Genomic DNA, 13,868 nt, shown 5'->3' with positions numbered 1-13,868 from the left:
TATAATATACTGCTTCTCCTCGGGGGGTTCCGCCACCATGCCCCCGGGCGCCCCGGTGCCCCGCCCCGCCCGGGGCGCCCCCCGCGACCCCGCGTGGCCCCCCGCCGAGCTGCTGATCTGGGAGATGACCGCGACCGCGCGCCGCTAGACCTTGCGGATGACGGTGACGACCTTGCCCAGGATTTGCGCGTCGTTGCCGGGGATCGGCTCGAAGTGCGGGTTGTGCGGCATCAGCCACACGTCCTTGCCGCTGCGCTTGAAGGTCTTCACGGTGGCCTCACCGTCGATCATCGCGGCGACGATATCGCCACCCTCGGCGACATTCTGCTGACGCACCACGACGAAGTCGCCGTCGCAGATCGCCGCGTCGATCATCGACTGGCCGACCACCTTGAGCAGGAACAGCGAACCCTCACCGACGAGTTCGCGCGGCAGCGGGAAAACATCTTCCACGGCCTGTTCGGCCAGAATCGGGCCACCGGCGGCGATTCGTCCCAGGACCGGGACGAACGTCGGAGTCGGGCGGCTCGGGTCGACCTCGTCGGTCTGCTGGGGCAGCGTGGTCACCGAGCGGACCGCCTCGTCGAGCCCGCGGACGTTCACCGCGCGCGGTCGATTCGGGTCGCGGCGTAGATAGCCCTTGCGTTCGAGGGCGCGCAGCTGATGGGCCACCGAGGAGGTGGAGGTGAGACCGACCGCGTCGCCGATCTCGCGGATGCTGGGCGGATAGCCCCGTTCGGTCACCGAGGCACGGATGACATCGAGGACCGTGCGCTGACGCACGGTGAGATCCGTCCCGGATCCCGATGTGACGGTGCCGGTGCCGCTTTCGTCACCCGTGTCGTCTGTGTGGGTCACCGTGTCCCGCCCTTCTGAGTTGTCGAATTCGCCATCTCGAGGCTAGTCGGGCCACGCCGAACAATCAAACATCTGTTCGAGCATGTCGGGCGTTTCGTGCTGACAGCCGCGCTGGAATCTGGTAGAAATCGAACATCAGTTCGTCGCACAGGTGTTCGAACAAGGGGAGGCATCACCGCCTCACCAGTACTTTCTCGCAGCAGCGGAGCACACCACCCCGGAGGTTCTTCCGATGAGCACAGCAACCAGCGCCCTGCGTTCCTCAGACCCCATCCCGGCCTCGGAGTCGATTCTCCGTCGGCACCGGACCGCCCGCGCTCCACGGCCTTTCGCCTTGGTCCGGCCCGCGATGCCGCAGTCGGCAGGCACCGAAGATCAGACGGTCGAAGCGCCGACCGCAACTGCTGTCTCGACCCGCCCGGCCGCGACGGCGCCCGCGGAAGTCACGCGCAGTATCGTCCGGTCCGGCGTGTTGAGCCCGCCGGTGGACGCCCTACCCGCCGCCGATATCGTCCGCGTCGCCCGGCGCATCGAACTCACCGACGCCGAGCTCGATCTCGCCTTCGCCACCGTGCCCCGCAGTGAACCCGCGCGCCGAACCCGCGAGGTCGCTCGCCCGTCGGCGGATCGCGGCCCACACCATCGCGCACCGCGCAGCGAACTCTCCCTGTATGCCCGCGGTCCCGTGCGCGCCGGCCGGGCGAAGGGCTTACATCCGCTGCACCGAGTCGAACAGGCCAAGGTCGGGTTCGCCGCGCTGGCCGTGACCGCGCTGGTGACCGCGCTGATCGTCGTGGCTTTCCTCGGGCTGGCGCATGTGCGCGCGGGCAGTTTCGTCGACCACGTCGACTCGACGATCCCCGGAATCTCGGAGCAGGCGGGGCTCGGGTCCGGCGCACGGTTCGAGCCGGGTCGATGAGTCGAAAATAGCTGCGCGGAAACGCTTTCGGGGAGTTTCCGGCAGTGTGCGAGATCGTCGGTATCGACGAATCACACCCTGAAACTAGAACACGTTGCTACGGTGACGGGCATCCTGAATCGGGGCGGGGCCCCGGTCGAACCCGGATGCGAGGTCTCGGTGCGCCGCTGCTCGATCGCTCTACTGCTCGGTGCGATGCTCGCTGCGTTGCTCGCACCCGCCGCGCACGCGGTTCCCGCCTATACCGAGTACCTCGATCTGCCCGCTCTCAACGGTGACGGCGAATACGGTGGCGGGCTGCACCCGCAGCTTCCGACCACACAACCACCCCTGCGGGAAGCGCTGACGCAGGCACGGGCCGACGGCATCGACCCGACACGGTATGCGACGCTGCTGCACCAGTATTGGCTCGTCGTAGCCACCGACAATGCCGCGATCGACCTCGAAGCCTGGGCGCCCGAGCGCGGCGTCGCGGCCAATTCGGCCACCTTCAGCCAGGTGTACGTGAACTACTTCCGCCTCGCCGCCGCCCGGTCCGATCTCTACTGGGCAGGCATGGCAGGCATCGCCGGCGCCTCCTTCGCCGCGGGCTTCTTCGACGTCGGCGACATCGCCGGGGCTGTCTCGGTCGCCGGTATCCACGAACTCGGCAACGCGGTCGCCGACCTGCTCCGTGCCACCCCGCCGGAGCTGCTCACCGGGGTCCCGTCCGATGTCACCGGCCTGGCCGCCCTCGGTCCCCGGCTGACCGCCGGCGACCTCGCCTGGTACCAGACCCGGCTGATGATCATGCAGAAACACATCTTCATCGACCTGGTCCCGATGCACGAGGCCTACCTCGCCGACGGACTGGCGGGCATCGACGAGATGTTCGCGGCCGGCCTGCTCGGCGACGGCATGCGGGTGGCCTGGAACGGGATCGACGGCGGCACCGAAGCGGGCCGCGCCGACGCGCTGGCCGCCATGGCCGATCGGGAACAGAACCAGATCGTCGCCGACCAGTGGGATGTGACCTCGCGCGGCCGCGACGGTATGGGTCGAGTACTCACCTACGTCACCACCGTGGCGGGCAAGCCCGCCGTCCCCGGCACCCGCGCTCCGGGCGTGTACGCGCCGGTCACGGTGTGGTCGCCGATCGCCGCTGGCGCGCCGCTGGGTCTGCGGATGCCGCTGCCCGCGTTCAACTGGGCCGATCGTGAGACCCGCTGGGACTACATCTCCGCCGACCTGCTGCCCCGCCATCTCGACCTCGCGACCGACCCGGCGCGCGCGGTGACGGTGTATCGCGAACCGTTCACTGTCAAGCTCGACCGGGGCCGGATGCTCGCGCGGCTACCCGACATCATCGCGGACCTGACCACGCAGTGGCAGGTTGTGCCATCCTGACCGGTATCCTGTCAAGAGCCATGGAATAGAAATGCGCATCGACGAAGGAACCCTCGGATGCATTGCCCGTATTGCCGACACCCCGACTCGCGCGTCGTCGACTCGCGGGAAGCAGAGGAGGGCACCGCGATCCGTCGCCGTCGTTCCTGCCCGAGCTGTGGGCGCCGATTCACCACCGTGGAGACGGCGATCTTGTCGGTGGTCAAGCGCAGTGGCGTGACCGAGCCGTTCAGTCGCGAGAAGGTGATCGTCGGTGTGCGCCGGGCCTGCCAGGGTCGTGAAGTCGATGACGACGCCCTGAACCTGCTCGCCCAGCAGGTCGAAGACGCGGTGCGCGCCACGGGTTCTCCCGAGGTACCCAGCCACGAGGTCGGCCTCGCCATCCTCGGCCCGCTGCGCGATCTCGACGAAGTGGCGTATCTGCGCTTCGCCTCGGTGTACCGATCCTTCACCAGCGCAGCCGATTTCGAACGCGAGATCACCGAGATGCGTGCGGCCCGCGCGGCTGCCGCGGTCGCCGCGACCGAGTCCTAGTAACCCGTCCGGGGCGGGAACGGGTGACGAATCCTCAACGCCCGCATCGACTTCAGCGTCGAATCGAGCTGATGGCCTTGTCGATGCGCTTCGCCGACACCGGGTACGGCGTGCCCAGCTTCTGGGCGAAGAGACTGACTCGCAGTTCCTCGATCATCCACCAGATTTCGGTGACCTCACGGGCGTTCTTGCGTCCGGGGGGCAGGGCGCCGACGAGCTTGTCGTAGGCGGCGAGCATGCGGTCTACCTCGACCATGGCCTGACGGTCGCGCACCGCCGAGCCCGGTAGCGATTCCAGGCGCTGTGCCGCGGCGAGGAGGTAGCGCGGGAGTTCACGCAGCCGCACCCGTCCCCATTCGGCAACGAAACCGGGGAACAGCAGGTCGTCGAGTTGCTGGCCGACGTCATCGGCGATATCGGTTTCGAGGGTGTCGGCCAGCGCCGCTCGCGCCTGCTGGGCGGCAGCCAGTACCGGCACGACGGTGCGGATCAGGGCGACGACCGCCGTGGACAGTTGCGGCCGGACGATCGCGACCAGCTTGTCGAACTCCTCGGGCGTGCGAACCGGGCCGCCCGCCTTGGCGATGAGCTCGTCGGCGGCGGCGACCCGGCAGTCCTCGACCAGCTTGTCGAGCGACCCGTCGGGGTTCTGGCTCAGCGCCAGCCGATCGCGGGCGGGCAGTCCGGCGGTGACCGCACGAGTCGAGGTCGGGATCGCGGCGAGCAGCAGGGTGCGCACACCCGCTCGCATCGCGGCCGCCTGCTCGCCGGGCGAGCTCAGCACGCGCACCGCGACGCCCTCGCCCTCGGGGACGAGTGCCGGGTACCCGGTCACGGTCTGGCCCGCGACTTCGCGGCTCACGGTCGACGCGACCGAACCGAGGGATTCCGAGGTCCACACTGTCGCAGGCGCCCGCTCGGCACCGGCGGTGGCACGCGCGACCGATGCTGAAACCTGTTCGGCCAGTTGTGCTTTCAGCTGCTGGAGGCTCTTGTTCTTGGCGAGCACCTTGCCGTGCTGATCGACGGCGGCGAAGGTCATGCGCAGATGGTCGGGCAGCGCGGTGGGGGAGAGGTCGTCGGCGGTGATGGTGACCGAACCCAGCCGCGACAACTCCCGCGACAGCCCCGTGCGCAGCGGCTCGGCGCGCGGAGTCAGCGCGCGCAACGCCGCCGACGCGAAGTCGGGCGCGGGAACGATCGCGCGCCGCAACGCTTTCGGGAGAGTCTTGATGAACGTGGCGGCGAGTTCTTCGCGCATGCCGGGCACCAGCCAGTCGAAGCCGACCGCCCGCACGTGCGCGAGCTGCTCCACCGGGATCCGCGCGGTGACGCCGTCGTCGTCCTGCCCCGGCTCGAACTGGTAGGTCAGCGGGAAGCTGAGTTCGCCCTGGCGCCAGGCGTCGGGGAAGTCGGTCGGGTCGAGCGTGGCGACACCGGCGTTGACCACGGTGTCGGTCGAGAAGTCCAGCAGCGCGGGATCGTTGCGCTCGGTCTTGCGCCACCAGCTGTCGAAATGGCGCACCGACACGATATCGGCGGGGATGCGCTTGTCGTAGAACTCGAACAGCACTTCGTCGTCGACGAGGATGTCGCGCCGCCGGGCCCGATGTTCGAGGTCGGCGACATCGTCGATCAGGGCCCGATTGCGGGCGAAGAATCCGTGGCGGGTCTGCCATTCGCCCTGTACCAGCGCGTGGCGGATGAACAGCTCGCGCGAGAGCTCCGGGTCGATGCGCCCGAAGTCCACCGGCCGCCCGGTCACCAGCGGCACGCCGTACAGCGTCGCCCGCTCGTAGGCCCGCGCCGAACCGCGCTTGGCCGACCAATGTGGTTCGGAGTAGGTACGTTTCACCAGATCGCCGGCCAGCCGTTCGGCCCACTCCGGCTCCACCTTGGCCGCGATCCGGCCCCACAGCCGCGAGGTCTCCACCAGCTCGGCCGCCATCACCCAGCGCGGCGCCTTCTTGGCCAGCGAAGACCCGGGGAAGATCATGAACTTCGCATTGCGCGCCCCGAGGAACTCCCGCGACTCCGCCTCGCGCACACCGATATGCGACAGCATGCCCGCCAGCAGTGACTGGTGGATCTGGGTACTCGGCCACGGCATCGCGTCTTCGTCGGACGAATCCGCCGACCCGCTTGCCGCTTTCGCGGGCACAGTGGTCTGCCCACGTTGCGCTCCGTCGCCGCCACGTCCGGATCGGGAATTCCCACGGCCACGGCGTCCACGATTGCCTCCGGCGCCCTCGGCCGAGCTACCACCGGCGGCCCCGGTGCGCCGGTTCCCGGCCGATTCGCCGATCGTTGTGGTGTCGGAGTTCGCCTGTCCCCGAACCGAACCCGCGTCGGTCCAGCCCATCCCGCGGGCGATCGTACGCAATTGGCCGTGCAGGTCCTGCCACTCCCTGATGCGCAGGTAGTGCAGGAACTCGTCGCGACACATCCGGCGGAACTGGTTGGACGACAGCGACTTCCGCTGCTCGGTGAGGTAATCCCACAGCCGCAGATAGGCCAGGAAGTCCGAGCCCTCGACGACGAAGCGCGCGTGCTGGGCGTCGGCGGCCTGCTGGTGCTCCACGGGACGTTCGCGCACATCCTGAATCGACAGCGCCGCGACAATGATCAGTACCTCGTCGAGACACCCGTTGCGCTGCGCTTCGACGAGCATGCGCGCCATCCGCGGATCCACCGGCAGCTGCGCCATCTCCCGCCCGATCGGCGTGAGCGTGAGGTGTCCACCCGAATCAGGTTCGCCGTCAACGGATTTCGTGCTGCCGTGCGCGAGCGCGCCCAGTTCTTCGAGCAGGGCGATGCCGTCGCGGATGGCGCGACGGTCGGGTGCCTCGACGAACGGGAAGCTCTCGATATCGCCCAGCCCCAGCGCCGTCATCTGCAGGATGACCGCCGCGAGGTTGGTGCGCAGGATCTCCGGCTCGGTGAACGCGGGGCGCGCCTCGAAATCGTCCTCGGAATACAGCCGGATACAGATACCGTCGGCGACGCGGCCGCAGCGACCCGATCGCTGCCGCGCCGAGGCCTGCGAGACCTCTTCGATCGGCAGCCGCTGCACCTTCGTGCGCATCGAGTAGCGCGAGATGCGCGCCGTACCGGGGTCGATGACGTAGCGGATGCCCGGCACCGTCAGCGAGGTCTCGGCGACGTTGGTGGCCAGCACCACCCGGCGACCGGTATGCGGGGCGAAGACCTTGTGCTGTTCAGCGGCCGAGAGCCGTGCGTACAGCGGGACGATCTCGGTGCGGGGGAGTTTCAGGTCTCTCAGGGCGTCGGCAGTGTCGCGGATCTCGCGTTCGCCCGACAGGAACACCAGCACGTCACCGTCGCCCTCGGCGAACAGCTCGACAACCCCGTCGGCGATGGCGTCGGTGGGGTCGCGGTCGACGACGCGGGTGTCCTCGTCGTCGTCCGCGCCGGGCAGTTCCAGCGACAGCGGACGGTACCGCAACTCCACGGGATATGACCGGCCCGACACTTCGACGATCGGCGCGGGAGTGCCCTGCGCATCGGCGAAATGGCGGGCGAACAGTTCGGGATCGATCGTCGCCGAGGTGATGATCACCTTGAGATCGGGCCGCCGCGGCAGCAACTGCTTCAGATATCCGAGCAGGAAGTCGATATTGAGGCTGCGTTCGTGGGCCTCGTCGATGATGATCGTGTCGTAACGGCGCAGCATCCGGTCGCGCTGGATCTCGGCGAGCAGAATGCCGTCGGTCATCAGTTTGACCAGCGTGCGATCCGACGCCTGATCGGTGAACCGGACCGTGTAGCCGACCACGTCACCCAGTTCGGTGCGCAGTTCCTCGGCGATGCGCTCGGCCACGGTGCGCGCGGCCAGCCTGCGCGGCTGGGTGTGGCCGATGGTGCCGCGGATCCCGCGACCGAGTTCGAGGCAGATCTTCGGGATCTGGGTGGTCTTGCCGGAACCGGTCTCACCGGCCACGATCACGACCTGGTTGGCGGCGATGGCGGCGGCGATGTCGTCGCGGCGCGCGGAAACGGGAAGTTGTTCCGGGTAGGTGATCTGCGGAAGCGCCGCGCGGCGATTGGCCACGCGGGTCTCGGCGGTGGCGATCTCGGCCTCGATGGCGGGCAGATCGTCGGGCCGCACACGGTCGAGCTTGCGCCGGAGCCGATGTTCATCGCGCAGCGAGACCTCCGCCAGGCGGGTGCGCAGCGCGCGGGTTCCGGTGCTAGCTGTCCTGGTCATTGCGCTTACCAGCGTAGCGAAGCCCGCCACCGGTTTTCCCCCGAGTCACCCGCTCGCAGGCTTGCGGAGACCAACGACACACCACGACGCCCGCCCGTCACGGCCCGCGCGTCTGGCTGACAGCGCGCGACGCGAACGCCCGTGCGCACACGAGCTCCCGGTCAGCTGGGGTCCGTCGTGCGAGGATCCGGGCATGAGCGCAACGGAGCGAACGGCGTGGTGGATCAGGGCCTATCGGCTCGGTTTCGGCCTGCTCGGGGTTGTCGTCCTGCTGTGGATCCCCGTGCGCAATATCGACTCGGCGACCTTCTCGCTCACCAACTATCTGAGCTACTTCACCATCGAGTCCAACATTCTGGGCGTGATCGTGCTGCTCATCGGCGGCCTGGTCGCACCCCAGGGTCGCGGCTGGCAGCTGTTCCGTGGCGCCGTCACCCTCTACATGCTCATCACCATGGTCGTGTACGCGGTGCTGCTGTCGCGGATCGATGTGATGCTCAACGACAAGTGGATCAACGACCTCATGCACCGCTACCTGCCCTTGATCCTGGTGCTGGACTGGATGTTCGTCGCGATGGCGCAACGGCTGCGGCCGAGTCCGGCCCTGATCGGGCAGTGGTTGCTCTTTCCGCTGATCTACGGCATCTACAGCCTGATCCGTGGTCCGATCGTCGACTGGTATCCCTACCCGTTCATCAATCCCACCGACCAGGGCTATGTGTCGATGGCGAGCGGGCTGGTCGTACTCACGCTGGTCTTCGCGGTCCTGGCGGTAGCCATGGCTTCGCTGGGTGATCTGCCCGCGTGGTGGCGTGAACGCAAGGCCGAAGGCTGACCCGCGATGGCCCCGGTGCGCGCGTCGCGGCGGAGTGGGGTAAATGTGGACCCATGAATGCGCTCTGGCATGGATTCGCCGATATGGGTGCCGTCAATCGTGACGGTGCGTTCGTTATCGCTCGCGGCGAGGGCGCTTACGTCTTCGACACCGCGGGCAAGCGCTACCTCGACGCCACCGCTGGGCTGTGGTTCGCCAACGTCGGCCACGGTCGCGGTGAGATCGCCGACGCGGTCGCCGACCAGTTGCGCACCATCGCGCACTACTCCAACTTCGGCGACCTCACCGAAGCCCCCACCCAGGAACTCGCCGAGAAACTCTCCTCGATCGCCCCCGTTCCCGGCAGCAAGATCTTCTTCACCTCCGGTGGCTCCGATTCGGTGGAGACCGCGGCCAAACTGGCCCGCCGCTACTGGCACGAACAGGGCCGCACCGACAAGAAGATCCTGGTCGGGCGCCGGTTGGCTTACCACGGCATGCATTACGCGAGCACCTCGCTCGGCGGTCTGACGCCGAACAAGGAGGGCTACGGCGTGCTGGTCGACGACACCCGCACCGTCGAATGGGACGACGCCAAATCGCTGCTCGCCCTGATCGAAGACGTCGGTGCCGAGCAGATCGCCGCGTTCTTCTGCGAACCGATCATCGGTGCCGGTGGGGTGTACCTGCCGCCCGAGGGCTACCTGGCCGAGGTCCGCCAGATCTGCCGTGACCACGACATCCTGTTCGTCGCAGACGAGGTCGTCACCGGTTTCGGCCGCATCGGCGGGTCCTGGTTCGCCTCCACCCGCTTCGACCTGCAGCCCGACCTGATGACGACGGCCAAGGGCCTCACCTCCGGCTACGTCCCGATGGGCGCGGTCTTCATCGCCCCCCACCTGGCCGAGCCCTTCTTCGCAGGCGGCACCTGGTTCCGCCACGGCTACACCTACGGCGGCCACGCCGGTGCCGCCGCCGCGGCCCTGGCCAACCTCGCCATCGTCGAACGCGAGGGCCTCATCGAGGAAGCCGCCCGCCTCGAATCCACCCTGCACACCGCGTTGGCCCCGTTGGCCGACCACCCCCGCGTCGCCGAAGTCCGCAGCGGCCTCGGCGCCGTAGCCGCCGTCCAGCTCGCCGACCCCGCCGAAGGTCCCGCCCTGGTGAAAACCTTGCGCGAACACGGCATCTCGGGCCGCGCCGCCGGTGCGGGCGCCATGCAGATCTCGCCGTCGTTCGTCATGACCGACGCACAGGTAGCCGAGCTCGCCGACGGATTCGCGCGCGCCCTGGGCTGATTCGTACACCGGTTCCGTCTGCCGAACTCGCCGGCGGAACCGGGCTCGAGGCGGGCGACCTCAGCGTGCCCTGATCCCCTGGCAGGCGGTGGGTCGGCGGAATCAGGAAGGTTCGAGCCCCAGGGTGAAGAATCGGCTCAGTGGGTCGGGGGAGTAGCTGCCGAACGGGCCGCACTCGGTGAACCCGTGGCGCAGGTAGAGGCGGCGGGCCGGGGCGAAGAAGTCTTCCGCGCCGGTTTCCAAGCTCAGCTGCCGGTACCCGCGTTCTCGGGCTACCGCGACCAGGTGGGCGAGCAGAGCGGCGGCGACACCGCGGCCGGTGTGCCCGTCGGCGGTGCGCATGGACTTGATCTCGGCGTGCTCGGTGTCGAGTTCCTTCAGCGCACCGCACCCGGCGAGGTCGTCGCCGGACCACGCGCTCCACACCGTGACCGCGGGATCACGCAGGGCGGTGAGGTCGAGGGCGTGCATGCTGCAGGCGGGGGTGGTGTCCGCCATCTCCGCGTGGTGAGCGGCCAGCAGGGCCCGGATTTCCGCGCCGGTGAGGTCATCGGCCACCACGCGAAGCCGGTCGACCGCGGCAGTTGGGTTATCGGTCATCAGTCCAGTTTGCAGATCGATGCCGATGCCCATCGATCCGGGTCGGCCACTATGGGCGTGACCTCGCCGTGCGGAACGAGCGGTGCTGAGGGCGCAGCGCATGGTCTCGCCGTGGTGTCCGCCGGCGTGAGGCGTCGCGATGAGGTGCGTCCTGACCGCGGAAAACGCCCCGGAGCACCACTGTGGGTGCGAGCATGGTGGCGCGGGTGTCGACTCGAAAGTGGTGGGGTGTGGCCGATTTCGTGGAGCAGTATGCGTTCGTGCGGTGGCCGGTGGTCGCCGCGTTCGTGCTGGCGTCGGTGATCGTGGCGGCCCGGTTGACCAGGCGAACGCCGCCCGCGCACCGGGTCGATACCGCATCCGACAGCGCGCACCTGCTCATGTGCCTGGTGATGCTGGCCATGCTGGTGTTCCCCGCCGCCACCGACCCGCACGCGATGCGCGGGCTGCTCACCGCCCTCACCGTGGCGTTCGCGATCCTGCTCGCCGAACGCGTCATGGGGCGGCGCACCGGCCCGGCACCCGACGGTGTGCTGGCGCTGGGCTATCACACCGTCGCCGCGGCGGCGATGCTCTACGCGATGGCCGGGCACGGGGCGGTGCACGGCGCCGGTGGGGCGAGTTGGCCCGCCGTCGTGCTGGCGGTGTTGTTCGGCCTCGACGCGCTGGTCGCGCTCGGCACCGTCGGTCACCGGTCACGCTGGCACAGCTTCGTCCATCCCGCCGGTTCCCACCCGCTGACCTCGGCGCTGGTGCCCCACGTGGCGATGGATTTCGGGACCGCGTTCATGCTGATCGCCGCGATCGGCCGGTGAATACCGATCCACAACCGCTTGCGCTGCGAATTGCCTTAGTGCGGGCAGGAATTCGACGATGAGCGGGCAGCGCGGTCCCCAACCGCCGCCGGGGGTCCGCGGCGGCGGTACGCGGATCCCCGCGATCGTCTCCGGCGCCGACGATCGCGAGGAGATGCGCGCGCTCTACCGCGCCACCGGCGCCGCCGCGTTCGGGTTGGCCCTGCGGGTGCTGCACCGTCGCGGCGCGGCCGAAGATGTTGTCCGCGAGGGATATCGGCGCGCGAGAGCGGCGCAATGGATCGTCGACGAGGACGACACCGACCGGGAATCCGCTGCCCGCCCGGCCGAATCCGCCGACGACACGGTGATGGGCCCGCCGTCGCGTCCCGGTCCGGACCTCGGGACGCCGTGGGGTCGTTCGGCATTCGTCGCGACCGAACAGCGATCCGATCTGGCCCCGCACACCTACGGTTCGATGGACGTAGCGTTCGGTCGCGGGGTCGTCTATACCAACGACGGTTCCCGCCGGTCCGATCACGAGGGCACCGACCACGCCGATGTCGGCTCGCGTGCCGGACTCGACCACCTCGGCGCCGACTACCCGGACCATGAGGGCACCGATGGCGCAGGCCCCGGCCTCCGTCTTCCCGCCGCGGACCACGCAGAAGCCGGCCGTGGTCACCCCAGCCCCGGCAATGCCGGTACAGACCGGCTCGGCACGGACCGATGGGGCTTCGGCACGGATCGACCGGGCGCGGGACATCCCGGCATCGACACCGAACGTCCGGGTGCAAACCACCCCGGCGCAGCCCCTACCCAGATCGACCTCGGCAGCCCGGCGTTCACCCCCGACCAGTCCTGGCTGCTGGCCCAGATCCATCGCCTCGCGGTCCAGCGCCTGCGCCTGGATCGCCGCGGCGGCGACGACATGCCTTGGCTCGCGGCCGCGGCCAGGCTCGGCTTCGACGACCCACTCGACAGCCACTGCGAGATCTTCGTCCTCGCCTACTACGGCGGCCGCACCTACCGCGCCATCGGCCGCGAACTGGGCCTGCGCGTGCCGATGGTCACGAGACTGCTGGCCGAGAGCATCGAACGGCTCGCCGAGCAGCGGATCGACCAGTGGACGGCCGGCCAGTCGTGGTGCCCGCCCGGCTCGGTGCTGTCCCTGGCCGACGCCTACGCGCTCGACGCGGTCGCCGAACTCGAACATCACCACATCGAGAACAAACTCACCGCCACCACCGCGAACAGCCTGTCGCAGTTCGCCACCCGCGTCCGCGGTGTGCACGAAGTGCTCGCACTGCTGGCCGCCGACGACCAGCACACCCCGCCCCGCGCGCTCGAAACCCGCATCCTCGCCGACCTTGGCACCGCCGCACCACAGCGGCGCGGCCAGTGGACGGCCAGACCACCCTGGCTGCGCCGGTTCGGCGGTCAACCGGACAACTAGGCGTACCTCCGCCTTCGCTCCGGCCGTGCGCAGTTGAGGAACGCTGTCGCGTCTGCGCCCATCACGCGGCTGCGCCGATCAGAGCACCACCACGTGATCTTCGGCGACCCGCCCGCCGAGGCGAACCCACCCGTCGGAGTCCCACTCGGTGTAGAGCTGCGAGCCCTGCCCCTGCGTGATGATCAGCCCGCGACGCAACTGCCCGGTGAGCGCGACCGCCGCTGCGCCGGTCGCCTCGTCCTCGGCGATGCCCATCGCGGGAGCGAACATCCTGGCCCGCAGCGCGCCGCGCGACTCGTCGGTCCACGCCCAGAAGAAATGCTGGCCCTCGGTGAAGTCGCCGGGCGACAATGCCGCCAGCGCCTCGGCCGACTCCAGTTGCTGGAAGGCGAATTTCGGTGCCCACTCGGCGCGCGCGGTGATCCAGGTCAGGCCGTCGGTCCGGGTGACGGCCACCGGGCCCGCGGGCACCTGCAAAGTGTGCACCGGCGTGCGCTGGACATCCAGCCACCACGCGGTGCCGACGGTGGGATGCCCGGCGAAGGGCAACTCGACGGCGGGTGTGTAGATGCGGACGTCGGCGACGCCGTCGACGGGATCGGAGACCACCGTGGTCTCGCTGAATCCCAGCCGCGCCGCCAGCTCCTGCTTGTCGAGGGCGACAACATCGCCCGCCCGGGCGATGCCGAGCGCGTTGCCGAGATTTCCGGCCGGATCGGTGAACACTCGGACGACCTCGACCTGGATGTCCGGGGCATCGGGCACATCATGTGCGTTCATGATCGCGAGCCTACCGGGACGCTGAGCGGCGCCGACCGAACCGTGAGCCCCCGGACGTGTCCCCTCCCCACGGCAGCGGGGGGGGGGGGCGCCCCCCGCCCGCCCCCCCGCCGCCCCCCCCGCCCCACCCGGTCGGCGCGGGGGGCGCCGCGCCCGCGCGGCCCCCCGACGGGTTCCGCAACTACGTGTCCAAGAACGCGC

General features: G+C 69.3%; 11 protein-coding genes. 7 read left to right on the top strand and 4 right to left on the bottom strand.

Annotated features, from left to right (window positions below; genetic code table 11):
- Nucleotides 1-144 precede the first annotated feature (144 nt).
- Nucleotides 145-783, bottom strand: a complete 639-nt coding sequence (lexA, locus tag ACFWPX_RS35880) for a transcriptional repressor LexA (RefSeq protein ID WP_378920294.1) — start codon at nt 781-783, stop codon at nt 145-147.
- 307 nt (nt 784-1,090) lie between these two features.
- Between lexA and ACFWPX_RS35875 the strand changes: the two genes are divergently transcribed.
- From ACFWPX_RS35875 to nrdR, 3 genes are all read left to right on the top strand, one after another.
- Complete coding sequence (locus ACFWPX_RS35875) at nt 1,091-1,777, top strand: hypothetical protein (protein WP_378933211.1); 687 nt, start codon at nt 1,091-1,093, stop codon at nt 1,775-1,777.
- A gap of 102 nt (nt 1,778-1,879) precedes the next feature.
- On the top strand, nt 1,880-3,163 hold the full coding sequence (locus ACFWPX_RS35870) for a hypothetical protein (RefSeq protein ID WP_378933206.1): 1,284 nt from the start codon (nt 1,880-1,882) through the stop codon (nt 3,161-3,163).
- Nucleotides 3,164-3,220: 57 nt separating this feature from the next.
- Complete coding sequence (nrdR, locus tag ACFWPX_RS35865; protein ID WP_378920236.1) at nt 3,221-3,697, top strand: transcriptional regulator NrdR; 477 nt, start codon at nt 3,221-3,223, stop codon at nt 3,695-3,697.
- A 52-nt stretch (nt 3,698-3,749) separates the two neighbouring features.
- On the opposite strand, the gene hrpA is transcribed toward nrdR, so the two are convergent.
- The gene (hrpA, locus tag ACFWPX_RS35860) at nt 3,750-7,925 is read right to left on the bottom strand and encodes an ATP-dependent RNA helicase HrpA (RefSeq protein ID WP_378933202.1); all 4,176 of its coding nucleotides are present in this window, start codon (nt 7,923-7,925) and stop codon (nt 3,750-3,752) included.
- 193 nt (nt 7,926-8,118) lie between these two features.
- Between hrpA and ACFWPX_RS35855 the strand changes: the two genes are divergently transcribed.
- Entirely contained in the window at nt 8,119-8,760 is a 642-nt protein-coding gene (locus tag ACFWPX_RS35855; RefSeq protein WP_378933197.1) for a Pr6Pr family membrane protein, read from the top strand.
- Nucleotides 8,761-8,813: 53 nt separating this feature from the next.
- Nucleotides 8,814-10,037 carry an aspartate aminotransferase family protein gene (locus ACFWPX_RS35850; RefSeq protein ID WP_378920242.1) on the top strand — a complete coding sequence of 408 codons (1,224 nt, stop codon included), beginning with the start codon at nt 8,814-8,816 and terminating at the stop codon, nt 10,035-10,037.
- 102 nt (nt 10,038-10,139) lie between these two features.
- Here the strand turns inward: ACFWPX_RS35850 and ACFWPX_RS35845 are convergent, their stop codons facing one another.
- Complete coding sequence (locus ACFWPX_RS35845; protein ID WP_378933194.1) at nt 10,140-10,637, bottom strand: GNAT family N-acetyltransferase; 498 nt, start codon at nt 10,635-10,637, stop codon at nt 10,140-10,142.
- Nucleotides 10,638-10,843: 206 nt separating this feature from the next.
- On the opposite strand from ACFWPX_RS35845, the gene ACFWPX_RS35840 reads away from it, so the two are divergent.
- Nucleotides 10,844-11,452: a DUF5134 domain-containing protein gene (locus tag ACFWPX_RS35840; RefSeq protein WP_378933191.1), complete on the top strand. Its 609-nt coding sequence runs from the start codon at nt 10,844-10,846 to the stop codon at nt 11,450-11,452.
- Nucleotides 11,453-11,510: 58 nt separating this feature from the next.
- Nucleotides 11,511-12,887, top strand: coding sequence for a hypothetical protein (locus ACFWPX_RS35835; RefSeq protein ID WP_378933188.1), 1,377 nt, complete (start codon nt 11,511-11,513; stop codon nt 12,885-12,887).
- A gap of 78 nt (nt 12,888-12,965) precedes the next feature.
- Here ACFWPX_RS35835 and ACFWPX_RS35830 read toward each other — a convergent pair whose 3' ends face one another.
- On the bottom strand, nt 12,966-13,667 hold the full coding sequence (locus ACFWPX_RS35830) for a PhzF family phenazine biosynthesis protein (RefSeq protein ID WP_378933185.1): 702 nt from the start codon (nt 13,665-13,667) through the stop codon (nt 12,966-12,968).
- Between the last annotated feature and the right edge of the window lie 201 nt (nt 13,668-13,868).

Source organism: Nocardia sp. NPDC058518, assembly GCF_042719655.1.
Classification (GTDB): Bacteria; Actinomycetota; Actinomycetes; order Mycobacteriales; family Mycobacteriaceae; genus Nocardia.
This window is presented reverse-complemented; position numbering and strand designations above follow the sequence as displayed.

Bases quoted from the DNA above. Each gene is read 5' to 3' on its own strand.
- ACFWPX_RS35830 (WP_378933185.1), bottom strand. From the start codon at position 13,667: ATGAACGCACATGATGTGCCCGATGCCCCGGACATCCAGGTCGAGGTC.
- nrdR (WP_378920236.1), top strand. From the start codon at position 3,221: ATGCATTGCCCGTATTGCCGACACCCCGACTCGCGCGTCGTCGACTCG.
- ACFWPX_RS35850 (WP_378920242.1), top strand. From the start codon at position 8,814: ATGAATGCGCTCTGGCATGGATTCGCCGATATGGGTGCCGTCAATCGT.
- ACFWPX_RS35845 (WP_378933194.1), bottom strand. From the start codon at position 10,637: ATGACCGATAACCCAACTGCCGCGGTCGACCGGCTTCGCGTGGTGGCC.
- ACFWPX_RS35855 (WP_378933197.1), top strand. From the start codon at position 8,119: ATGAGCGCAACGGAGCGAACGGCGTGGTGGATCAGGGCCTATCGGCTC.
- hrpA (WP_378933202.1), bottom strand. From the start codon at position 7,925: ATGACCAGGACAGCTAGCACCGGAACCCGCGCGCTGCGCACCCGCCTG.
- ACFWPX_RS35875 (WP_378933211.1), top strand. From the start codon at position 1,091: ATGAGCACAGCAACCAGCGCCCTGCGTTCCTCAGACCCCATCCCGGCC.
- ACFWPX_RS35835 (WP_378933188.1), top strand. From the start codon at position 11,511: ATGAGCGGGCAGCGCGGTCCCCAACCGCCGCCGGGGGTCCGCGGCGGC.